This is a genomic window from Okeanomitos corallinicola TIOX110 (assembly GCF_038050375.1).
GTDB lineage: Bacteria > Cyanobacteriota > Cyanobacteriia > Cyanobacteriales > Nostocaceae > Okeanomitos > Okeanomitos corallinicola.
Genome location: NZ_CP150886.1, coordinates 4,061,867 through 4,085,214, shown reverse-complemented (window position 1 = coordinate 4,085,214; position 23,348 = coordinate 4,061,867). Strand labels below are relative to the sequence as shown.

Annotated in this window: 19 protein-coding genes; 8 read left to right on the top strand and 11 right to left on the bottom strand. The window is 36.6% G+C overall.

Going from position 1 to position 23,348, the window contains the following annotated elements; all coding sequences use genetic code 11:
* Positions 1 to 289: 289 nt before the first annotated feature.
* Positions 290 to 3,274, bottom strand: coding sequence for an L-glutamate gamma-semialdehyde dehydrogenase (gene pruA, locus WJM97_RS17860; protein ID WP_353930128.1), 2,985 nt, complete (start codon positions 3,272 to 3,274; stop codon positions 290 to 292).
* Between the two features lie 146 nt (positions 3,275 to 3,420).
* On the opposite strand from pruA, the gene WJM97_RS17855 reads away from it, so the two are divergent.
* The 5 genes from WJM97_RS17855 to WJM97_RS17835 all read left to right on the top strand — a co-directional run bounded on the left by WJM97_RS17855 (position 3,421) and on the right by WJM97_RS17835 (position 8,509).
* A complete protein-coding gene (locus tag WJM97_RS17855; RefSeq protein ID WP_353930127.1) occupies positions 3,421 to 4,437 on the top strand; it encodes a molybdopterin-dependent oxidoreductase in 1,017 nt (338 codons plus the stop codon).
* A 4-nt stretch (positions 4,438 to 4,441) separates the two neighbouring features.
* Entirely contained in the window at positions 4,442 to 5,905 is a 1,464-nt protein-coding gene (locus WJM97_RS17850) for an adenylate/guanylate cyclase domain-containing protein (protein ID WP_353930126.1), read from the top strand.
* Between the two features lie 149 nt (positions 5,906 to 6,054).
* A complete protein-coding gene (locus WJM97_RS17845; RefSeq protein WP_353930125.1) occupies positions 6,055 to 6,261 on the top strand; it encodes a hypothetical protein in 207 nt (68 codons plus the stop codon).
* Positions 6,262 to 6,405: 144 nt separating this feature from the next.
* Positions 6,406 to 7,434 (top strand): phosphoribosylformylglycinamidine cyclo-ligase, encoded by a 1,029-nt coding sequence (gene purM / locus WJM97_RS17840; RefSeq protein ID WP_353930124.1) that lies wholly within the window; start codon positions 6,406 to 6,408, stop codon positions 7,432 to 7,434.
* Between the two features lie 388 nt (positions 7,435 to 7,822).
* Complete coding sequence (locus WJM97_RS17835) at positions 7,823 to 8,509, top strand: PHP domain-containing protein (protein ID WP_353930123.1); 687 nt, start codon at positions 7,823 to 7,825, stop codon at positions 8,507 to 8,509.
* Positions 8,510 to 8,568: 59 nt separating this feature from the next.
* Here WJM97_RS17835 and WJM97_RS17830 read toward each other — a convergent pair whose 3' ends face one another.
* Both WJM97_RS17830 and WJM97_RS17825 read right to left on the bottom strand, forming a co-directional pair.
* Positions 8,569 to 9,108 carry a retropepsin-like aspartic protease gene (locus WJM97_RS17830; RefSeq protein ID WP_353930122.1) on the bottom strand — a complete coding sequence of 180 codons (540 nt, stop codon included), beginning with the start codon at positions 9,106 to 9,108 and terminating at the stop codon, positions 8,569 to 8,571.
* A gap of 319 nt (positions 9,109 to 9,427) precedes the next feature.
* On the bottom strand, positions 9,428 to 10,888 hold the full coding sequence (locus WJM97_RS17825; protein WP_353930121.1) for a phospholipid carrier-dependent glycosyltransferase: 1,461 nt from the start codon (positions 10,886 to 10,888) through the stop codon (positions 9,428 to 9,430).
* A 423-nt stretch (positions 10,889 to 11,311) separates the two neighbouring features.
* On the opposite strand from WJM97_RS17825, the gene WJM97_RS17820 reads away from it, so the two are divergent.
* Together WJM97_RS17820 and WJM97_RS17815 are read left to right on the top strand one after the other, a co-directional pair.
* The gene (locus WJM97_RS17820) at positions 11,312 to 11,731 is read left to right on the top strand and encodes a hypothetical protein (protein WP_353930120.1); all 420 of its coding nucleotides are present in this window, start codon (positions 11,312 to 11,314) and stop codon (positions 11,729 to 11,731) included.
* A 384-nt stretch (positions 11,732 to 12,115) separates the two neighbouring features.
* On the top strand, positions 12,116 to 13,168 hold the full coding sequence (locus WJM97_RS17815; protein WP_353933204.1) for a hypothetical protein: 1,053 nt from the start codon (positions 12,116 to 12,118) through the stop codon (positions 13,166 to 13,168).
* 93 nt (positions 13,169 to 13,261) lie between these two features.
* Here the strand turns inward: WJM97_RS17815 and WJM97_RS17810 are convergent, their stop codons facing one another.
* The 7 genes from WJM97_RS17810 to rpsB form a co-directional block, all read right to left on the bottom strand.
* The gene (locus WJM97_RS17810) at positions 13,262 to 13,873 is read right to left on the bottom strand and encodes a Uma2 family endonuclease (RefSeq protein WP_353930119.1); all 612 of its coding nucleotides are present in this window, start codon (positions 13,871 to 13,873) and stop codon (positions 13,262 to 13,264) included.
* Between the two features lie 64 nt (positions 13,874 to 13,937).
* Positions 13,938 to 14,621, bottom strand: coding sequence for a DUF4276 family protein (locus WJM97_RS17805; RefSeq protein WP_353930118.1), 684 nt, complete (start codon positions 14,619 to 14,621; stop codon positions 13,938 to 13,940).
* Complete coding sequence (locus tag WJM97_RS17800; RefSeq protein WP_353930117.1) at positions 14,621 to 15,721, bottom strand: AAA family ATPase; 1,101 nt, start codon at positions 15,719 to 15,721, stop codon at positions 14,621 to 14,623. The genes WJM97_RS17805 and WJM97_RS17800 overlap by 1 nt, the downstream gene beginning before the upstream one ends.
* 30 nt (positions 15,722 to 15,751) lie before the next feature.
* Positions 15,752 to 18,229 (bottom strand): ATP-dependent DNA helicase RecG, encoded by a 2,478-nt coding sequence (gene recG, locus WJM97_RS17795; RefSeq protein WP_353930116.1) that lies wholly within the window; start codon positions 18,227 to 18,229, stop codon positions 15,752 to 15,754.
* Between the two features lie 90 nt (positions 18,230 to 18,319).
* Positions 18,320 to 19,252, bottom strand: a complete 933-nt coding sequence (locus WJM97_RS17790) for a hypothetical protein (RefSeq protein ID WP_353930115.1) — start codon at positions 19,250 to 19,252, stop codon at positions 18,320 to 18,322.
* A gap of 536 nt (positions 19,253 to 19,788) precedes the next feature.
* Positions 19,789 to 20,733: a translation elongation factor Ts gene (tsf, locus tag WJM97_RS17785; RefSeq protein WP_353930114.1), complete on the bottom strand. Its 945-nt coding sequence runs from the start codon at positions 20,731 to 20,733 to the stop codon at positions 19,789 to 19,791.
* Between the two features lie 135 nt (positions 20,734 to 20,868).
* A complete protein-coding gene (rpsB, locus tag WJM97_RS17780) occupies positions 20,869 to 21,663 on the bottom strand; it encodes a 30S ribosomal protein S2 (protein WP_353930113.1) in 795 nt (264 codons plus the stop codon).
* Positions 21,664 to 22,001: 338 nt separating this feature from the next.
* Here rpsB and WJM97_RS17775 point away from each other — a divergent pair, with 338 nt between their 5' ends.
* Positions 22,002 to 22,364 carry a phage holin family protein gene (locus WJM97_RS17775; RefSeq protein ID WP_353930112.1) on the top strand — a complete coding sequence of 121 codons (363 nt, stop codon included), beginning with the start codon at positions 22,002 to 22,004 and terminating at the stop codon, positions 22,362 to 22,364.
* Between the two features lie 99 nt (positions 22,365 to 22,463).
* Here the strand turns inward: WJM97_RS17775 and psb29 are convergent, their stop codons facing one another.
* Positions 22,464 to 23,198 carry a photosystem II biogenesis protein Psp29 gene (psb29, locus tag WJM97_RS17770; RefSeq protein ID WP_353930111.1) on the bottom strand — a complete coding sequence of 245 codons (735 nt, stop codon included), beginning with the start codon at positions 23,196 to 23,198 and terminating at the stop codon, positions 22,464 to 22,466.
* Between the last annotated feature and the right edge of the window lie 150 nt (positions 23,199 to 23,348).

Genomic DNA, 23,348 nt, shown 5'->3' with positions numbered 1-23,348 from the left:
TTCAACTTATAGGAAATTATATCTAGTATGGGGTGTTTCTGTTGAAAAAGTTTGCGGTCTGACTCTATCAAGGTAATCTATAGTTTCCATGTACTGTTGTGATGTTGGTTACTGTCAATGGTGTTGGTTTCGTAATTTAGATGACAGGGAATAGGTAATTGGTAGTGAGTGGGTAATTGAAAAACTTTCGCCAGCGTTGCTGAATCATGGGATGATTTAATTCAATACAGGTATTTCTCAAGACTTCAAGTAATGAAGTAATCATCGAAGTCAGGAATCTATGATTCAATTATTCATTACCTTCAATGGGTGCAAAACCCTGACGTTGAATATTTTCTGTGATTGTTCTTGGTTCCAGGAATTGCAATAAATAATCTGGTCCACCGGCTTTTGAACCAACACCAGAAAGTTTAAAACCACCAAATGGTTGACGGCCCACAATTGCCCCGGTACTATTGCGGTTAATGTATAAATTACCGACTTCAAAATCCGTTTGTGCTTGTTCAATGTGGGATGGTGTGCGGGAATATAAACCACCGGTTAAAGCGTAATTTGTAGAGTTGGCAATTTCTAATGCTTCCTGAAAATTCTTGGCTTTAATTACTGATAAAACTGGCCCAAAGATTTCTTGCTGTGCAATGACTCCATCAGGGGGAACTTCAGAAAAAATCACTGGTCCGATAAAATAACCTTGACTGGGTGCAGGTAATTCCAAAGCTAACTTCGCTTCTTTTTTGCCGATTTCAATGTATTCTAAAATCCGATCCCGCGCATTTTCATCAATAACTGGACCAACTTGGGTACTAGGTAACTCCGCTGCACCAATATTTAATGACTTGGTTGCTGCTACTAACCTTTCTACAACCGTATCATAGATAGGATTGAGAACTATGACCCGTGAACAAGCGGAACATTTTTGACCACTATAACCAAAAGCAGACTGTACAACTCCCACAACAGCCTGGTCTAAATCAGCACTTTCATCAATGATGATGGCATTTTTGCCACCCATCTCCGCAATTACTTTTTTCATGTGTTTTTGACCAGGTTTTAAAATTGCGGCTTCTGCGTAAATTCTACATCCAACTTCCTGAGATCCAGTAAAAGCTATTACATGAGTATCAGGATGATTGACCAAATAAGCACCGACTTGAGAACCCTTACCGGGGACATATTGAAACACACCTTTAGGTATCCCGGCAGTAATTAATATTTCCGTCAACTTGGCAGTGATGATAGAAGAAGTTTCCGCTGGTTTCAGTAGAGTACAATTCCCGGAAACCAAAGCAGCAACAGTCATTCCACAGGCGATCGCCAGAGGGAAATTCCAAGGAGAAATCACCACCGCAATACCTTTAGGTTGGTAAATATAACGATTATTTTCCCCAGCTACATCATAATTTACACCCTTTTCTAACCGTTCCATCTCCTCAGCATAATAAAGACAAAAATCTATAGCTTCCGAAACTTCCGCATCAGCTTCCTTAACAGGTTTACCCACTTCTAAAACGACCCAAGCCGAAAGTTCAGCGCGTCTTTCCTCCATCAACCCAGCAGCTTTCCGCAAGATATCAGCACGTTGCTTCACAGGTGTTTGCTTCCAACCAGGGAAAGCAGCTTTAGCAAACTTCATTGCTTCCTCAGCCTGTTCAACACTCAAAAGCCCAACCTTACCCAACACCTCACTAGAATTAGAAGGATTTACCGAATCCACAAAACTGGTAGTATCAACATATTCACCATTCAACAAAGGTAAATAAGTCATCCCCAACTGCTGACGCACCTTTTGGAAAGCTTGGTGAGAAACCCGTCTTTTCTCCTCCTCAGCATAATCAGTATCTGCAACACCAACAAACCTCTTCTTCTCCTCTCCGCGTCTCTGCGTCTCTGCGTGAGATAAATCGATCTGAGGAGGAGCTAACAACTCATCAACAGGCTTATTTTCCAGATTTTGCCGTAAAAAAGAACTATTCGCCGTATTTTCCAACAACCTGCGAATTAAATAAGCCATTCCCGGTAACAAATCACCATAGGGACAATAAACCCGAACCCGATAACCCTTGTCTACCAAAGCCTTAGCAATTTTATCACCCATGCCATAGAGAACTTGCATTTCAAAGCGACGACGGGGGACATTGAGACTTTCTGCAATAGCGATCGCCCGAGATTGGGATCTGACATTATGACTACCGATGGCAGAATAAACATACTCGTGATTTTCCAACAACAGCTGAGTTATCACCTCAAAATTGGCATCTGTGGCGACTTTATCGTTATAAACTGGCTGTTTCCAGTGTTTTTGTTCTGATTTGATCGTTTCCTGATCCCAGTAAGCACCTTTAACCAAACGCACAGTCAGAGGATAACCGCGCTGTTTTAACCAAGCAATGATATTTCTGACATCTTCTTCACTGTCACGCAGATATGCTTGGATGGTGATCCCGATATCGGTACGTTGACGGAATTCCTCTTCCATTAACAGCTTTTTGAGAATATTTAAAGTAATATCTTTAAAAGCGTATTGTTCCATATCAAAATGGACTGCTGCACCCAATTCCTGAGCGCGACGGAGTAGAATTTTAATGCGATCGCTAACTTTCTGTTCGCTACCATCAGCATTTAACGGATCAAACTGGGAATAGAACGCAGTTAACTTCACAGAAACCTGAACTTTAGGCAGCATTTCCCCATCAGCTTCGTCAATAGCGGGGATAGGCACCCATTTTTTTGATGCTTCTACCAACTGCTGCATTAACTCTAAGTATTTTTCTAAATAAGATTGAGCTTCCGTTTCCGTAATTACCGCTTCACCAAGTAAGTCAATAGTGAAAGCCATCTTTTCCTTACGTAGCTTTTCAACGGTTTTGATCACTTGCTGAATAGTTTCTCCAGAAATATACTTATGTGCTAAAGTTTCTACAGCAGTTCCCACAGTGCTGGCTGCTACCTGACCCGGCATAGAACTAGGGTTAGTAAAATTCAGCATTCCCTTCAAAGCTGTGGGTAATTCTACAGACTCATCTCCTAAATATTCTTGTAAATGGGAGGCAATTTCTGATTTACTATGTAAAGAGGGTAAAGTGTCAATAAAACGAAACAATTGTACCCTGAGTCCAGGATTACTCATAGCCCAGGCTAGTAACTTATCATCCCAGCGCATTTGATCACGCAAAGAACCTAAAAAAGAGCGATTTTCCTGAGTAGCAGCTAAAACCTGTTTAGCTATTTCTTGGGTTTTAGCTTCGTAAGTATCGTTTTCTACTTGTAATACCATAAGTTTTTTGTAGTAGTTATTGGTAATTTCAACTGTCACTTAGTAACTGTCACCTATATGGTGTAAAACTGTGATACGGTGCTGTCCATAAAACAGCAAATTTCAACTTGTAAACCTTTTCAACAAATATTTTTAATGTAGTTGCTGTGAATACCTGGAAAAACTTGGCTTTAGTATCATTAAAGATAGCTATCGTCTGCTTAGTAGGTTGCACAAATAAGCCAACAGATCAACAACTGGAAGTATGGCTTAAAGAAGCAAGCGATCGCAACGCTGAAATTTTGGCAAAAAAAGCTAAAAACATTCAACAAAGTGAGTGGAAGTTAGTTATACAAGGTCAGACATTGACAGGGAAAACAGAAACATTAAACTGGTCACAGTTACAAGATTTAGCCACCGTCAATATTAATACCGTTGACGCTAATAACATTGTTAATCCTAATAAAGTATTTACATTTACGGGTATTTCAGTAAAATCATTAATCCAAGAATTTGCAGTTAATCAAGAGGTAAAAGAAGTCACTTTTGTCTGTTATGACGCTTACCAAGTAACTATAAAAATAGAAGACCTATTGAATTACCCCATTATTTTAGCAATTGCTAAGGATGGTCAACCAATTCCACGTAGTGAAGGAGGTCCAATTTATTTAATCTTTCCCTATAGTCAGCATCCAGAAATTCAAAAAAAATATGATGATGAAATGTGGGCATTTTATGTCACACACGTTATATTTGGCACAGAGAAAGCCAAAGTAAGTATAGGTACAAGTGACCTGCAACTAGCTAACTTAGACCAACTACCACAAGTAACCATCAAAGAAAAAGTTGCCTATGGAGTGAAATGGCCTAGTGACCAAGTAGAACTACATGGTGTGAGGATACAGGATGTGCTTTCTCTAGCAGGTATTACCCTCAAACCTAAGCAAAGTGTGTTTGTGAGTGGTAAACCAGAAATTTACCAAAAACATTCAGCAGAACAAAGTTTACCCTTTGATATCATACAGAAATGCAATGTTATTCTAGCTACTAGATGGGGTCAGGAAAAACAACCAATTCCAGCTAGTCTGGGCGGTCCTATAACTCTAGCTGTGAGTAACAAATGTCCAGCAGAAGTAAAAGAATTTAAATGGGTGACATTTGTGCAAGGTTTAACTGTCAAATAAAGCCATGAAATTTTTTATATTCCGTTCCATTCACACCCAAATATTGACCTCGACTACATTAATAATTGTTGCCTTAATCAGTTCGATCTTAACAGTTTGGGCCAATAGTGAAAGCAACGCCTACAGGATAGAAAAGCTGAATGATGCCAGAGTTATATCTAAAGTTTTAAGCTACACATATTCTAATGAACTTTCTCAAGAAAATTGGAGTCAAATTCGTGTCAATCTCAATTTATTAATGAGAGAAAATGATGAAATTGTCTATGTGATTATATCAGACTCATCTCAAGAAGATAAAATTATTGCTGCTTTCCCCAACGAGCTACAAAATGATTATATTCCTAATATTGTTCCTTATAGTGTAACTAAAAATTCCCTGGAATCAAAGCAAGAAACTACTATCATTGAGACAGTTATCCTCCGTGATATTTTATATAATAATCAATTGAGAGGAAAGCGAGGAGAACAAGTCATGGAAGTATCCTCAGATATTCTGAAAATATCTGGTAAAAAGTTGGGAAGATTACGAATAGGTATATCTCTAAAAAAAGTTAATGAAGCTGTAAATAATGCAATTCATAAAGCCCTAGTTATGGGTTTTTTAGGACTTAATTTTGGTTGGATATGTGCCTATATTTTAGCAAAAGAATTAAGTGATACAGTTAGAAGTTTACAGATTAGTGTGACTAAAATTGCCAAGGGTGATTTAAAACAGAGAGTAGAGACTAAATATTTACCAGATGAAATTCGTGCCTTAGCAAACTCCGTAAACCAAATGTCAGCAGAGTTGCAAATATCATTTAGTAAATTACAAAAAACAGTAGAATCTTTTGAGAGATTTGTCCCAGATAAATTTGTCTCAGTTATTGCCCCCCAAGGCATAGAAAACATTGAAGTTGGTATGGCTTCTACCAGGAAAATGACAATTTTATTCTGTGATATTCGTGGTTATACTTCTATGTCAGAAGTAATGGCACCAATGGAAATTTTTTTATTTTTAAATGATTATTTAGCCTGTCTAGGAAAAGCCATTGACGAATCAGGAGGATTTATTGATAAATATATAGGTGATGCAATTATGGCACTTTTTGATGATGAGGCCACAGACTCAGCCATACAAGCAGCAATTGCCATGCAACAGGCTTTAGATAAGTTTAATGATCAGCGATCGCAACAAGAATTACCAATTATCTCTGTGGGTATTGGGATTCATCGTGGTACAGTAGTTATGGGTACAGTTGGTTTTACTTCCCGCATGGATTCTACAGTTATTGGTGATGCAGTTAATGTTGCTTCTCGCATTGAAGGACTAACGAAACAATATAATTGTGAAATTCTAGTCACAGAATCAGTTATCAAAAACCTCTGCCATCCTGAATCGTTTTCTCTCAGACTTGTAGATGAATCTGTTAAAGTTAAAGGTAAAGATGAACCAATCGCAATTTATGAATTAGAAATTAGACATTAGTAATTGCTTATTAATGATTTATAATTAAATATAAAATACAGCGTATTACAGATAAATGGGGTACAAATAATAATCAAAAATCCTCACATATAAAGGGTTAGCTTGCTGAAAGCTACTGTAATGAAGTCTAAAAATTAAAGTATAATTTTATGGATAGTAAAGAACTAGCACAATATATAGAAACCACAGATAGTATTGCTAAACCTTGGTTATTGGTACAACTGCGACTAAAAAAACTCCAAGAAAAGCAAAACACAATATCATCAGCAACCTATGAACAAGAACTAGCTGATATTTACCAAGACTTAATGAATTTAGGTGAATGGTGGCAAGGAATAGAAGAAGAAGTATTTTAGTTAATTTGAATTATTAGTTATGGGAGGGAAAAGTTAAAAAGTAAAATATAAATATTCTTCCCCTCCTTTCCCTATTGCCTGTTCCCTATTTTGTGTCATCATATAAAACCTGGTTAAAAAAGAATGATTACGGTGTAAATAGTCATGGATTATCGGGAAGCAGGTGTTGATGTCGAAGCAGGTAGAGCTTTTATCGGCCAAATTCGTAATTTGGTACACAGTACCTTTAGACCAGAGGTAATAGGGGGTTTAGGAGGGTTTGGTGGTTGTTTTCAATTACCTACAGGTTATCAAGAACCCGTTTTGATATCTGGTACAGATGGTGTGGGTACAAAGCTGAAAATTGCTCAAGTTCTCAACCGTCACGACACCGTAGGTATTGATTTAGTCGCAATGTGTGTTAACGATGTGTTGACATCGGGGGCAGAACCATTATTTTTTCTGGACTATTTAGCTACAGGTAAACTGGACAAAGAACAGTTAACCCAAGTAGTTGCAGGAGTTGCTACAGGTTGTAAATTAGCTGGTGCAGCTTTGTTAGGTGGAGAAACCGCAGAAATGCCCGGTTTTTATCAAGTCGGTGAATATGACTTAGCTGGTTTTTGTGTGGGAATAGCAGAAAAAAGCCGAATGCTAGATGGTTCTCAGGTACAAGTGGGAGATGTCGCTATCGGTTTAGCTAGTGCAGGTGTTCACAGTAACGGTTTTAGTTTAGTCAGAAAAATTGTCAGTGATGGTGGTTTTGCTTGGGACCATACTCCAGAATTATTCAATGGAGAAAGCATCGGTGCAACTTTCCTTACACCTACTCGTATTTATGTCAAGCCGGTTCTAGCAGCGTTAAAAAATGGCTTAGAAGTTCATGGTATGGCACACATTACTGGTGGTGGTTTACCAGAAAATTTACCCAGATGCTTAGGAACGGGCCAATCTATAAAAATTCATCCTGGTAGTTGGCATATTCCTCCTGTGTTTGCATGGTTAGCCCAGGCTGGATCAGTTAGTATGGAAGCTATGTATAATACTTTTAATATGGGTATTGGATTTGTATTAATATTGCCACCCCATGCAGCAGAACTAGCAATTAACCATTTTCAATCACAAGATATTCCTGCTTTTGCTATTGGTGAAGTTGTTACTGGTTCTGGGGAATTAGTAAGTCTTTTTACTTAGAGAGTTGGTTGATATTGGCAAATACAACAGTAATTATCATTGAAAGTGTTTTGATACTAGAGTTTTATCTGGCAGATTGTTTATAATCTACGTGTAATCTGCTGTAACTCTTTTTTAAACCAGCTGTTTGCTAAATTTTCGCGCTATGATATTAGCAGTGTTTATAAAAAATTAGGCAAAAGTTTAAACTTTCTTTATAGAAGTAATCAAGAATACTCATGACTATAAGCATTGAGATTTGCTAACTTAGTTTTAATAAATCTCAAAAAATAATTACTGTAGTTGAAAGTGTAGCGGCAAATACTAGTATGAGGTGCTAGCAACTTCTATGATTTAAGTTTTGCGTTTGAGTTTATTCAGAATCTCATATTCTTGTTCAGAGGGGGTTATGGTTGTAAATTTTGCCCGGACTAGTGCTTCCACAGAACTTTTAAAACAAGTCTTCCAAGGCATTAATGCTCAAAGTTGTCCTAAGTTGTTCAACTTTCATATGCACACAGTATACTCCGATGGTAGATTGTCTCCAGATATACTAATGGAACAGGCGATCACCATTGGTTTAAAAGGACTGGCTATTACTGATCATCACAGTGTTTGTGGGTATCAAGTAGCACAAAAGTGGTTGGAGGATTGGCAATGGAATCATGCAGATAGCAGTATTCCTTACCTGTGGAGTGGTGTAGAAATAAATGCCAAATTGTTAGATGCAGAAGTGCATATTTTGGCCTATGGATTTGAAATCAAGAATTCCTGTATAAAACCTTACTTGCAAGGACTAGCAACCACAGGTAAAGAATATCAAGCAATTAATGTCATAGCAGCTATTCATGATGCCGGAGGACTGGCTGTACTAGCCCATCCAGCCCGTTACAGGCGATCGCACTTTGATTTAATTCCCAAAGCAGCGGAGTACGGTATTGATGGCGTTGAAGCTTTCTACGCTTACAAAAATCCTAACCCGTGGAAACCCTGTAAAGTGCAAACAGCGGAAGTAAAAATGTTAGCGGAGGAATACGGTCTATTTAGTACCTGTGGCACTGATACTCATGGGTTAAACCTACTGCAACGTTTGTAGATATATATTTTTATACTCCTGGTTTTTTAGCCAGGTAGTGTAATAATAGGGTTGATTTATTAACGTGGATAAAATTCAATTTGATCTTTGAGAATTTTCAGATCATATTTCTCAAAAAAACCGTGACCTAACAAACCAATTTTAGCTTTAGGTGCGACAGTAACCTGAGCATTATTCACGACAGCACCACCTACACCGATTGTTAAAACTCTGCCTGTTTGCAGTTCAATAATACTACCATCAGCAATACTGGCTTTTACCTTTCCAGAGGCTTGAAAATTCAGAGCTTGAGCTATTTTTTGAGTAATTAAAATCCCCGTAGCACCAGTATCAAAAACCATCTCAAAAGTTTGACTACCATTAAATGTGACATCTATAATTGGTGTTTTACCGATACGACGTTTAATAGGTATTTTAAAAACTGTGGGAGTTGATGATGGTGCTGTCGTCATACCGCAGAGTGTCCCCAAGCTGACAGTTTTGCCGGATGATGTCACCATATAACAACCACCGGGATCATTAGCTGTAGCTACGGACGGTACTGTTAAAAACATCATTCCCGATATAGCGGCAATTCCTATATTTTTAAAAATTTTCATTGCTGGTATGTCCCTGAAACTGCTGGAAAATCCTTTACATCTAGGATAGTCGAAAATACAGATTATACATACAGCAGAAATTCTGATATTTACGGAAATAGGGGGAAATTATCAAACTATGAAGGGAATGGACTTTTCTGTCAGAATCCTTAATGGGTGACAAGGCGGGAGAAGATGAGATGTGGCATTAATGTAATAATGTAAAGGGGATGAATTATATATAAATGAAAATGAAGTTGAGCGGTGAAAACCTAATATGGATATAAATATATTCAAGATTGGTGTTATTTAAATTTAAAATCAACCAGGGTTTAAATTTTTATATCCAGCTTCTAAACCACATCCGTAAGCGATAATCCTCTACAGAAAGAGGTAAACCCAAATAAATAGGTAGCCAAAAAATAAAGGCAGCTATAATCATAAAAGTAATAGTTAAGCCAACTATACGCCATTCTTTGCGATAGCTGCGAAGACATTGATCAACAAACCAAGCAAGGGCTATGAATGTAAATACCACCGCACTCATATAATGATAGATAAATACACAGCGATTTACTTTCACCCAAGGTAATAAATTAGCAGCATAATTAATAACTATATATAAACCAATCCAAGTGTCAGTACCGATATTTTTAGGAATAAATAAGCATTTTTGTTGTATTCCTGGTAAAATAATCTTAATAAATAACATTGATATTAAAAATATTATTGCTATTAAACCAAACCACCATAAAAAAGGATTACCTATGGCATGGACATCATAGATAATTTTACCAGCATCACGAGGTAAAGGTGGACCAAATACAGGTAAAGGATCTCTGATATTTTGAGTAGTTTGATAATAATAAGCCATTGGCCTAGTTAATAACGGCCATTTATACCATGCAGCACAGTAAGGATGAATACTAGGATTATTGCCACCTAATTGCAGATGAAATTGCAAAATTTGTTTATGAACTTCTATAAATCCATATCTTGTATCTAGTTGCAGGTGAGGAATCCAAATTAAACTATATATAATTCCGGGGATAATTCCTAGAAAAAACGCCATCTGGAAAATATTGATTTGTGTAATTTTTTGTAATATTATTTGCTCATAATTTTGGTTATCTTGAGGATTCAAGTTATCATTTTTTAAAAATGATTGTAACCAACTAATTAAGCAAGCTGTAATCCATATTCCATAAACACCTGCTAGAAACCATAAACCATTCCATTTTGTTCCTACGGAAGCACCAAAACTAATTCCAGCTATTATTAAAGCAACCCAACGTTGTTTATTTTGTTTTTCCAAGGCTAATAATAAACACAAATTCCCAAGTAGTCCAAAGAAAACTATATAGATATTACTTAAAGCATAACGAGATTCTACTAAAAATAAACCATCTAATGCTGTAAATAAACCTGCTAATAAAGCAAAGCTGCGCCGATAACTTAGTTGATAAGTGAGTAAAATAATTATGAAGGGAATTAATGAACCTATAAAAGCATTTGTCCACCGATAACTCCAAGGAGATAATAAATAACCTGTTGCACCATTAACGGTATTTTGCCAAAAGGGAATATGATTACCAATCCAAATTCCCAAGCCAATGATATATTGACTGAGGGGAGGATGGGCATTAAAAAATGGTGTTTGTGTCAGATAGTTATTGCCAAATTGAGCAAAGTAAACTTCATCAAATACGAGGGTATTAAATCTATCTAATCCCCAAAATCGTAAGCTAAATGACAGAATAAATATGAATATTGTACCGAGACGAAACCATTTTTTAGTCATTTGTTATTATTCGTTAGTCATTGGTTACTATTAAATTTTTTACTATTTTATTTTTTTAACTAAAAGTAATTCAATAGCATTCTAGTTACTGGTTAATCCTAATGGGTTCATTTCCTACTTTTTGTGACATGAATGGAAGCATAACTATCTAAGTTTACTACAGCATAAATAGCTGAAAAATTCAACTGACTAAAGCTGTAATTTAGTATAGCTTTATCTGCTTCTGTGGCATATGTTTTACCCGAAATAGATTGCAAATACTTTTTCTGCATCTTGTTCAGGTATTCAGCTACGGATAATTAAGCGTTATCTTTCTAAAAGATTAGTCATTTTACTTTGATGATTAGTAATTGAGTTGTATTCAAAAATTCAAATCATTAGAGATAATAAATAACTGTACATAAAATATCAACTAAATACACCATGTCTCAATTAGAAAAATTCTTGAAAATGGCAGAAGATGAATTAACGGAATATAGCACTGATGCAAGAAAGATGGAAAAACTACGCAGGAAGATTAGTTTATCTCTCTCCTTAGTACAACAACAACAAATGAAAGCTGAATTATTAGCGACTATGCCATCTGGTACAATTGCGGAGATAGTCGAAGAACAAAGACAAGCTGTTGCTTTGCCATTTTGGGGTATTGCTGGTTTGGGTTTATTGTTTGGAATTCCCCTCAATCAACCAGTCTGTTTTTTAGCATCTATATTAGGTACGGTAGCAGCTATTAGAATCCAGAAATGGGGCTGGAAATTACAAGCTAATCGCCTGTTATTACGTACTTTAGAGGATATTGAGGCGCGAGTTACTCAATCTAGTAATTATACTCAAAACAGCTAAATCATTTGATTCTATAGGTAGGGATTTAGCAGTGCTAAACCCCTACACATCAAAGTTTTTCTTCATCTCACAAAAGTCTATTTCCCAATCGTGTTTAGTATAATTACTTGACAATTGTGTGTCAAATAAATACATCTATAAAGATTTATGATTCTATTTATACTCACAAAATAATGATTCAGCACATTTTAACATCATTCTTGTGGGTTTTAACTGTTGCTGTGGGATGCGCTTGTCCAACTGCAACTTTTATTTTTCATTGGTAAAATAGATTACTAATATAAACAAAATAATATCTACAAAAGCTGCTGATATTGGTAAACTAACAATTGTTACTGTGTGTAATCGGTTATTACTAACAAGGTGTTGATGGAGCTAAATATGATGACGAAGTATGATAGGATATTCAAATCACAAGACGTATCAGAAGAATCACTGAGTCCAGAGGAAGCAGTAGCAGCTATAGCCGTAATTACCGCAATAGTAGATTCTTCCCTTGAAGACTTAGATACGGAAAGTTTAGCGGGTATTCTCTGGGAGTTTCAGATTTTTGACGAATACTCAGAAGAAGAAATGCAAGAAACCGTTGATCGAATGGCAGCGATCGCTAAACATGAAGGTTTGGGAGCATTATTTAATACTGCCAATATGAGTATTATTGATGAGATAATATTGGATGCTTTTGCTGCTGGGGTGGTAATGCTGCTAGACGATGAAACCTTAACTATTCCCACACAAAAACAACCTTACATTCAACATCTACAACAAGCCTTAGAACTAGAAGATATAGAAGCAGAAGAAATGATTAGGGAATTAATAGCTGCAATAGAAGCAGGAGATAAACAGGAAGAATATGTAGAAGAATACGAAACAATTATATTAGATGAATTTGGGCAACAAGTATATCAATCACCTTTGGGGAATTTTATTGTTCCTATTCCAGTGAATCCAGAACAGGGTGGAAAAATTCAAAGTCAAGAAGGAATGGTTGGTTTTTCCGATGATGTTGGCACTTTACTAAGAATAGATTATTATCCTATTCCCTCTGAATCATTAATAACAATTGAATCCCAAGGAGAGGAAAAGTATCTACATTCAGTTTTGATTGAAAAGTATCTACCACAAGCTATTTTTGCCCATATTGAAGGTGCAGAGATAAAATATACAGAATATCTGAAAGATTCTTTAAAAGGCTATTATTATGTATTAGTTGATATGCCGAAAGGATCAACAATTTCTAAACAAGAAACTAATGGTAATGCTGTTAGATTAAATGCTTATCGGGGGTTATTATGTTTTATCAATCATGATTTTTTGTATATATTTAGCAGTCAGCGGACATTTTTTGATGGTGATATTCCTGGTAATATTTTGGAAGAAGCTGATGATATTAAACAGAATATTTTAGAGTTTATTGAAACAATTGAGTTTAGTTAGTTGTTAGGTTTTATAGTCAGGGTTGAGGGGTGATGTCTTGAAGGTACATCCCCTAGTTAATTTAATCAGTTTAAACTACAAGAATTAACCCACTTAAAAATTAATCCGCCGATAAATTTCATTCATGGGAATTTCTACATTTAAACTGTGCAGAAAAACTGATTTTTCAATTTGATCATAAGCTTGTAATTGCCAAAGATCATGATTTTGATTTTCCTGTTTATAATAATGCTCAATATAAGGTTCTGTTTGACTCACTAACAGATATTCACAAAAACTAGAAATTGCGCGATATTTTCTGAATTTATCCCCTCTGTCATAACCTTCAGTAGAAGGAGAAAGCACCTCAATAATTAATAAAGGGTTGAGAATTTCATCAGTGCGATCGCCATTAAATTCTGGTTCACAGTTAATCACCATCACATCAGCATAAGTTCCATGATTAAATTCAGGAATCCAAATTCTTAAATCACCATTATAAGTTTGAAAATCAGTATCTCTCAAAGCTACATTCAGCAAAGTAGTAATATTTACACCTATACGGCTATGAACTTCTGAACCTCCAGGCATAACAATAATTTCTCCATTACAATATTCATGTTTTTCTGTAGCTGTTTCCTCCATTGCGCGATATTCTTCTGGAGTGAAGTTTGTTTTTTCAACCTCTGTTGTGGGGTTTGGTGGGTGGGTTTGAGAAATAACCATGATTACATTTCCTATTTATAATATTCAGCAACATACCATAGTTAAATTTGGGTATATAAATATTTTACAGTGTCAATGATTCAAGTTGCAACAACCATGAATTAAAGTGAGGACATTTATTCCTAATTGTTTCTAAACCTATTAATTCAGCTAATTGTGAACCATCAGCAACCTTTCCTTTTTCATAAGTAGGAAACTGGGAAATAATACGTTTACTAGGTGCTGTTTCTATACCATCATTTATTAATTCAGGAGTTTCATAACTATCAACAATATTCTTGAGAATTTTAACTTTTTCTGAACAGTTACCATAATGTTTATTAAAACAATTTGGATCAGCAAACAGATAAGCTTCGTATTCATGGAATTGAATATAGGGAACAAATCGTCTATCATCAATATCATCAGCAAAAGCTTTCTCTAAAAATTCTACTCTTTGTATAGGATTTTGACGGAGTTTTTCAGATTCATTTAATCCTGGAAATTCAGGAGCGATCGCATACAAATCAATCATCGTTGTAAAGAAAACATTAGCTCCTTTCTCCTGTTTGATAAAACGCAAAATATCATCTCTCATTGGTTCATATTTTCGACCACCTCCACGATGAACTTTACCTTTTCTCCTAGCATGAGCTATCAATATAATTTTCTCCAAAAAAACATTATATCTAGCCAGATGTGGTGTAAGGATATTATCAGCAAATGTCTGTTCAGTTTGTCCTTCAGCAAATAAATAGAGTCTAATCATTAGTGGGGACCTCCACCAATGATATTTTTTTCCCAAATTTCTCCTAAACTATATTCTTCTAACCAAGCTTCTAACTCTTCTGCATTTAACCTTTTAAATATTGACTCCTTATCTACTCTATCTACTGTAATTACATCTTCAGGATTAAAGTTATCTAAAAAAGCAGTAGATTGGGTACTAATTAAAATTTGTGTATGATAGGAAGCCTTACCAAAAATCGCCGCTATAATATTTAAAGCATAAGGATGTAAACCCAATTCTGGCTCATCAACAATAATTAATTTTAGTATTTGTTCTTCAGGTTGCAAAAGCAAAGTAATTAAACAAATAGCACGCAATGTCCCATCAGAGAATTGATGAGGTCCAAAAACTTGTTCCGATCCTTTTTCTCGCCAATTCAGAATAACATTATTACCTCTAGGTTCAAGCACAAAATCATCAAAAAATGGGGCGATTAAACGAATAGTTTTAATAATACGCTGATAGGCTATGTTATTGTCTTCGCGTAATCTCAGAAGTAATGCGGCTACATTTCCCCCATCAGACATTAATAACTTATTATAACCAACATAACAGGATTGACGAATTGCTGACGTAGAAGATGTATCATGAAAGTGGTAAACACGAAATTGATCTAACAAGTAATTAAGAGGGATAGCAGTTTGCAAACCTTCTGCTACTCCATCAATCATTTTTGATTCCTGATGTCCTGAACCCAAAGAATTAAAAAGTGATAGTAACCGAGAGTTATTTTCTAACCCCTTTGCGCTCAAATTTTCTTCGCCAAAAATTAGTGTATCTCCTGCTGCATGAAGCAAATTAAAATGATATTTATATGCAGCACCTCTAAATTCAAACTCTAATTGTGCTTCTATTTGTGGTGTTACCTTGGGTCCAAAGTGCAATAGAGATTGAGCATAACCAGATATAGCAATATATTGTTGCAATCTATCGCTCATCATCTCATTTAACATCTTAAAAAACGAAATGAGATTACTTTTACCTGCTCCATTAGCTCCAATTAAAATATTTAAAGGACGCAATTCAAGATCCATATTTTTAATAGACTTGAATCCATTAAGTTTTAGTCGTTGTAACATAGTTAATAATTAGTATTTCTAAACTTTATTCTAAGTCAAAATTGCTCCCCCCATTAACCGCGCATACCTATACTGCAACTCATCCTGCATCAATGGCCAACGCGCCAAACTCACATCCATATCAATCACCTTCTCCGCAGCTTGACGCGCTAACAACAACACATCCTCATCTTCCACCAAACTAGCCAAAGTAAAATCCGCTACCCCAGATTGTCGAGTCCCCATCACTTCCCCAGGGCCACGAAACCGCATATCCATTTCCGAAATAAAAAACCCATCCTGGGACTGTTCCAACACTTTCAACCGCTGTTGAGCATCAGGACTCCGAGAACTACTCATCAATAAACAATAGGATTGTGCAGCACCCCGACCAACACGCCCCCGTAATTGGTGTAACTGCGATAACCCAAATCTCTCCGCGTGTTCAATTAACATCACCGTGGCATTAGGCACATCCACACCCACCTCTACCACAGTCGTAGAAACTAAAATCTGGGTTTCATTATCCCGAAATTTAGTAATAGCTTCATCCTTTTCTGCGGAAGTCATTTTTCCATGTAATAACCCAACTTGAAAATCGGGAAAAACACTTTCTTGTAATTTCCGATGTTCATCAACAGCGGAACGCAAATCTAATTTTTCCGACTCTTCCACCAAAGGCAAAACTACATAAATTTGTCTACCTTGGGCAACTTCTCTCCTCATTAAATCATAAGCTTGGGGTCTTTGCTGACCAGTTAATAAAGATGTTTTAATTTCTTGTCTTCCCGGTGGTAATTCATCAATTTGACTCACATCTAAATCACCATGAACTGTTAACGCCAAAGTTCTCGGAATAGGAGTAGCAGTCATAGTTAAAACGTGGGGTTGTTCACCTTTTTGTTGTAACTTTGCCCTTTGTTCTACCCCAAACCGATGCTGTTCATCAATCACAACTAAACCCAAACTTTGAAAATTCACTTTATCTTGAATTAACGCATGAGTTCCCACCAAAAGAGGTAATTCACCTGTTTCTAACTGAGCATGAATTTCTCTTCTTTTTGCTGTTTTTGTTGAACCTGTTAATAATTCAACTGGCAAATGTAAGAGATTAAACCAACTAACTAATTTTCGATAATGTTGTTCTGCTAATACTTCCGTCGGTGCCATCAATGCCGCTTGATAACCAGATTGAATAGCCGCTAAAATTGCCACCACAGCTACCACCGTTTTACCTGAACCGACATCACCTTGAACTAAACGATTCATCGGTGCAGGTTTTTGTAAATCATTAAGAATATCATTAATAACCCTTTGTTGAGCATTGGTAAATTTAAAAGGTAAAATCTCATTAAACTGTTCTAATAACTTACCTTTGGGTGCTAAAACCGCGCTAGTTTGAATTGCCTTAGCTTGTTTTTGTCGTTGTAATAAACCCAGTTGTAAATAGAAAAATTCATCAAATACTAAACGCCGTCGAGCTATTTTTAAAGTATCACTATCTTTAGGAAAATGAATATTAGGAATTGCCTCTTTTAATTCCATCAATTCATATTTTTTTCTTAAACCCGGTGGTAAAGGATCTTTAAAATTAACCGCCGCAGGTAACGCCGCAATTACAGCTTGTCTAACTGTATTTGCCATTACTCCTTCAGTTAAACCATAAATAGGAACAACTCTACCAATAGTAAAAGATTCTATCGTATCACCGGGATTTGCTAATACTTCAATTTCAGGATTATCTAAAGTTACTCCATATTTACTAGCTTTCACTAAGCCACAAGCAGCTATCACACTACCCACAGCATAACGCCGTTTTAAACTTTCTTGCCAACCACGACTACTAAATCTTGCCCCAGCATAAAAACGATTAACTCTAATTTGTCCAGTATTATCTTTTAATAGTAATTCTAAAATAGTTAATTTCTTATTTTTAGGACTGGTAAAACAATTACAACGCTTGACTGTAGCGATAATTGTAACTGTTTCACCTCCTTGTAATTCTTGAATATTAACTTGGCGAGCATAATCAATATGATCACGGGGATAATAAAATAACAAATCCCGGACCGTTAGTAAATTTAACTTTGCCAAATTCTCGGCTCTTTTAATGCCAATTTCTGGTAAATCGCTCAGTTTTTGATCAATTTTTGGAGCAAGTCGCTTACTAACTTCGGCAACCATTGGGGTTGTCTTGATGGTTTTAGTTTTATAATTTGCTCTTGGTTCTTCTGGTTCTTTAGTTCCCTCTTCTAATTCTTTTTGTAGTTGGTAAAGGTATCTTCTTACTTCTGCGATTAAATGCTGTCTGATTTCTACACTTGTATTTGGATAATCAGCAAATTGTCTGGCTATTTGATGCCAGCGCGATCGCTCTTTTGATGGTAAACTTTGGGGGAATTTCCCAAAAGTCAAACTCAGAAATTCACTAAAGCGATATTGTCTACCCATCAAATCTGTAAAGCCATTTTCAGCCTCTACTGTCAAGGCTTTATGTAATCTTATCCAATCAGGTATTTCATTAGTCATTTATCAAGGGAATAGGGAATCGGGTAAGGAATTGAGAGAAGTTCTTTGATTTTGACTTTTGACTTTTGAATTTTAACTGTCGCGTAGTGGTTAGTCCTCAAACCAACTAGCACGCCAAGCGGCTTCTGCTTCTGCTATGCTCAGTTCTTTATGTTTTTTCTGATATTCTTTTCCGAGTTTATTTAATTGCAATAAGATATTACGGATTTGTTTACGTGCTGACAAAAGCGTGTTATCAGCAAATTCAATGTCTCCTAATCTCAAGTTAATAGTTATCAGTGGTGTCAAACTGGTATTTTCTGCATCTTGCTCATTACTGATTTCAATTACTAAGTTTAAAAGGTTGGGTGGTCCTGGCATTACTTCGGCTGATGCTTCTGATGCTGCCGCTGCTGCCGCTGCTAAAATTGGCTGTGGTAATTTTTTCGGTAATATCCCAGCTTTTTGCAATAAAGAATTAGCCTCTTGAGATGTTTTTCTTAATACATACTGGATTTGTTCTTCTAAATCCTGATGCCATTGTGCGACTTCCATAGGATTAGAAGGATCTAAATATTTTTGCCTCTTAGAGGTAGATTCTTGATCGTTTTTAGTGTCTTCAAGTTCTTCAATTTCTTCTGAGTCTTCAATTTCTTCTAAGTCTTCTAAGTCTTCTAAGTCTTCTAAGTCTTCTAAGTCTTCTAAGTCTTCTAAGTCTTCTGAGTCTTCTAGGTCTTCTAAGTCTTCTAGGTCTTCTTCTTCAGTCTGAACAACATACAATAGTAATTTTTCAGCCCCCTTTTTACCTAATTTGCGGATACCTTGTTGTAACTGTTGCCGCTGATTAAGTGATAGCTTCATAAAACTATCAGGATATCCCTGGGTACACAGGTGATAAGTTGCCAAAATTAACTGTTTTTGTAAAGCTTCTCCAAGAAGAGTTAAATAACTCAGATAATTGCTATGGAGTTCTATGGCGATCGCTCCAATTCCTTGTTTTAAATTTGTAATATCCTGCTCTATGCGCTCAATTGCTCTGGCCATATCTTACCTTTTGTCTCCATCTGAATTTTATCAAGAAAGGTAGGAGATAGAGACTAACAGATATGAGGAAAACCGCACTCTGTTCTTGCTACATCAGCTTTAATCCCATATTTTAAGTACCTGGGCAAAATTAATTGCACATTTGGGAAAACAATAGAAATCTCTGTATCTCTTGTGTGTCACCTGTCACCTTCCCTAAATATGAAATTTATTTTGCACGACCACTTATAGCAGAAGGCAAGAGGCAAAAGACAAAAGTTAAATCCTGACCCTAATTAGTTTTAGATATTACTAATGCCCTAAACGCTTTGTCTATTGCTATACCTACTCTCAATAAAATACAGGTCAGCAAAATCTGCTAGACCTGTTATTTAAGTAGTTATTTAATCAAAAGTCTATAGTTCACTGTCAATAGGTAATTATTGAATAATCATATACTATCAACCAATAAACTATAGACTAATGACTCATAGGGTAAGCATCTAGCTCTTAGTCCATCAGCTTTCCAGGCTAAAACATAAGAAATGAGAACTCAATTATTTAGCACCCATTTGAGCAGCTACTTCATCAGCAAAGCTCACTTCTTGTTTTTCAATGCCTTCACCCAGTACATAACGGACAAAGCCCTTAACTTGGATATCTTCGCCTACTTTAGATTGAACTTGTTTCATCAAGTCTTCTATGGAAATACTTTGATCGCGGATATAAGGTTGATCCAGCAAAGTAATTTCTTTTAGACGTTTTTCAATTCTACCTTGAACAATTTTTTCTCTAATGTTCTCTGGTTTATTACCCAAATCATCCTTGCCCATTTCAATGTCTTTCTCTTTTTGAACAAATTCGGCAGGAATTTGATCTACACTCACGTATTCAACATTGGGACAAGCGGCAACTTGCATTGCTACATTTTTTGCCAGACTTTGGAACTCTTCATTACTAGCAGCTGACTCTGTTTTTGCTCCTAGTTCAACTAATACACCCACTCGACCACCTGTGTGGATATAGCTGTCTACTATTCCTGATGTGCCTGCTGCTGGAGCATATGAAACAAAACGTCGTACCTGAATATTCTCACCCAAGGTAGCAGTTGCTTGTTTAATAGCTTCATCTACAGTCAAGCTGGAATTTTCAATGTAGGGTTGAGCCAACAAAGACTCTACACTATCAGCAGTTGCTGCTTGTTGAGCCAGGGTTTTAACTAAGGATTTGAAAGCATCGTTACGAGCAACAAAGTCTGTTTGGCAGTTTACTTCGATTAATACACCAACCTTACCATCAGGTTGAATGTAGGTTTCCACCAAACCCTCAGCAGCAATCCGAGAACTCGCTTTGTCTGCTTTAGCAATACCTTTTTTTCGTAACCAGTCTATGGCTGCTTCTATACTGCCATCATTTTCTATCAGCGCTTTTTTACAGTCCATCATGCCAGCGCCGGTTTTTTGACGTAGCTCTTGGACGAGTTTTGCAGATATTTCCGCCATGTTGCCTCAATTCCTATTTCATTTCACGACTCAATTACTTTGAATTAGTAATTGTTAAGACAGGAGTTACAGTAGTGATCACAATCAGGGTGAAGTACATGACTTTACCCTTCAAGCATCCTCCATTATTTATTATTATTCTTCATCTTTGTCGTCGTCGTTCGTCGAGTCTGTATACTCGCCCTCTTCGTAGTCGTAATCTCCCTCAGCACCTTCGTAATCTTCGTAATCTTCTTCTGCTTCTAGCTGACCATGACGACCTTCATAAATAGCATCTGCTAATTTACCAACAATCAGCTTAATTGATCTGATTGCGTCGTCATTGGCTGGGATGGGAATATCTACTACATCTGGGTCACAGTTTGTATCCAACATGGAAACAATAGGAATACCCAGTTTCTGGCATTCTTGAACTGCGTTGTACTCACGTTTTTGGTCAACTATCACCACTACGTCTGGTACTTTACGCATATTTTTAATACCGCCCAAGTATTTTTGTAGCTTCGTCATTTCCCGACGCAGCATTGATGCTTCTTTCTTAGGCAATAAATCTAGGGCGCCGCTTTCTTCCCGACGTTCTAAATCTTTAAGACGATCTGCTCTGGTTTTGATGGTTGCCCAGTTGGTGAGCATTCCCCCCAGCCAGCGCTGGTTAATGTAGTGAGAACCACAACGAGCGGCTTCTTGGGCAATAATTCCTGCTGCTTGGCGCTTTGTACCTACAAACAAAAATTTCTTCCCTTGCTCTGATTGGGTTCGCATATAGTTATATGCTCCATCCATTAATTGGGCAGTTTGCACCAAGTCAATAATGTGTACACCATTACGAGATGTGTAGATGTAAGGTGACATTTTGGGGTTCCAACGTCGGGTCTGATGCCCAAAGTGAACTCCTGACTCCATCATTTGAGCCAACGAAACTACTGGCATATCTTATAACTCCTATTCGGGTTAAACCTCCACCCAGGTGCATTTCTCACTTAGGAAACACCCGAATTCCTGGATGTGCGGAATTTAAACAACTACACTAGGGTAACACAAAAATTATGCTATTGCAGTTTAGATTGGAAATTTTTAGTATTATTCAGATTATGAAGTTTTTTAATATCAAGAAAAGAGTAATAAACCTAAAGATATCTAAAATAAATTCCTATTAGATACAAAATTTCTGGTAATTTATAAATAATTGGTTCAGCTACAAAAATTTTCCTATCAAATAAACCAAGTAATTTATCGCCTATCACCATTTACGTTTCAAGGGTTGCGGCATGAATATTGTGACACTGTTGATTGTTTGGATAGTCACGTCTATTAGTCTGTGGATTATTAGTAAGTTACCGTTAGGCGTTGAAATTGATACTCCAGGGAAAGCTTTTTTTTCCGCAGCCGTTTTAGGCATTATTACAGCATTAGTTAGGCCAGTTTTAAGTGTTGTATTTACAATACCTAATCTCGTCACCTTTGACTTGTTATCTGGTATCTTTACATTCATGATTGCTGTTGCTTGCTTTAGTATTGCTGCTTGGTTAGTAGAGGGTTTCCGCTTACGTTATGGTATCTGGAGTGCTGTTTTAGGGGCTTTTGCACTTACTATTATCAACAACATCATCTACAAATTACTCAATGTTTAGCGAAACTAAATTGTAATTGATAACTCGTAATTCGTAATTTTTTGACTAATAAGTTTGAATTACGAATTACGAATTACATATCACAAATTACCAAATTCCTTATTCATTGTTACTTGGGGGTGTGGCTGGGGTTTTAGATTGTTGCTGACGTTGATCGCGTTTTTTGCGTTCAGCTAAAAGCATATCTTCCATCACTATCAAGGCTTGTGCCATTTTATCTAGATTAGAGCGATATAACTCTAAATCTTTACTGAGTTTATCTGCGGATAAGTTTAATCCATCAGTGATTGCTTTTAGTGCCTCACTACGTTGCTGATCATCTTTTACAAGTTCAGAGTCTGCTAGTTCCAATAGGGAAAATAAACCAATGGCAAACAGACGACTATATTTGAAGTGAGAACTTTCAGCATTTGCATTTGGGGCTGAACTTTGAGCGATCGCTTGCAGTTGTGCTTGCAAATCAGCATCTTGATCTAAGGGAGTGGTCTGACTCATCCAAGCAATTAGTTCCTGAACTGGCAAACTTTGCGCCAAAGCTTGTAACCTAGCCGCATCTTGCCGATAGCGTTGAGGATCTTGCTCTATGGACTGACATAAGGCATTGAAAATTGATGTTAGATCCTGTTCTGGTTGATAGCCTTCCATGAAGCGGTCAAAGGTAGTGACTACTCCTAAGGCATAGATGGAATTGTAGCTAAAATCAGCGTTTACAGACAGTAGGTGCATTTCTACCATCAGTTCTTCCACTACCCGACGGTAAATAGTGTTGATGGGACGGGTGTGAAGACTATAGAAACTTCGTTTTGTATCAGAAACTGTACGGACGTTATTCACAAAGAAATTATTAAGGGAGACGTATTTTTATTTTCTCGTTTAAAGGCTAGTTTGCCAAGTTATATCAACAGATGACTATTTTGCTACACAATTATCCTGTAATTATTGTAATTATAGTTATCAGTAAGCTGACAAGATCACAAAGCTAAC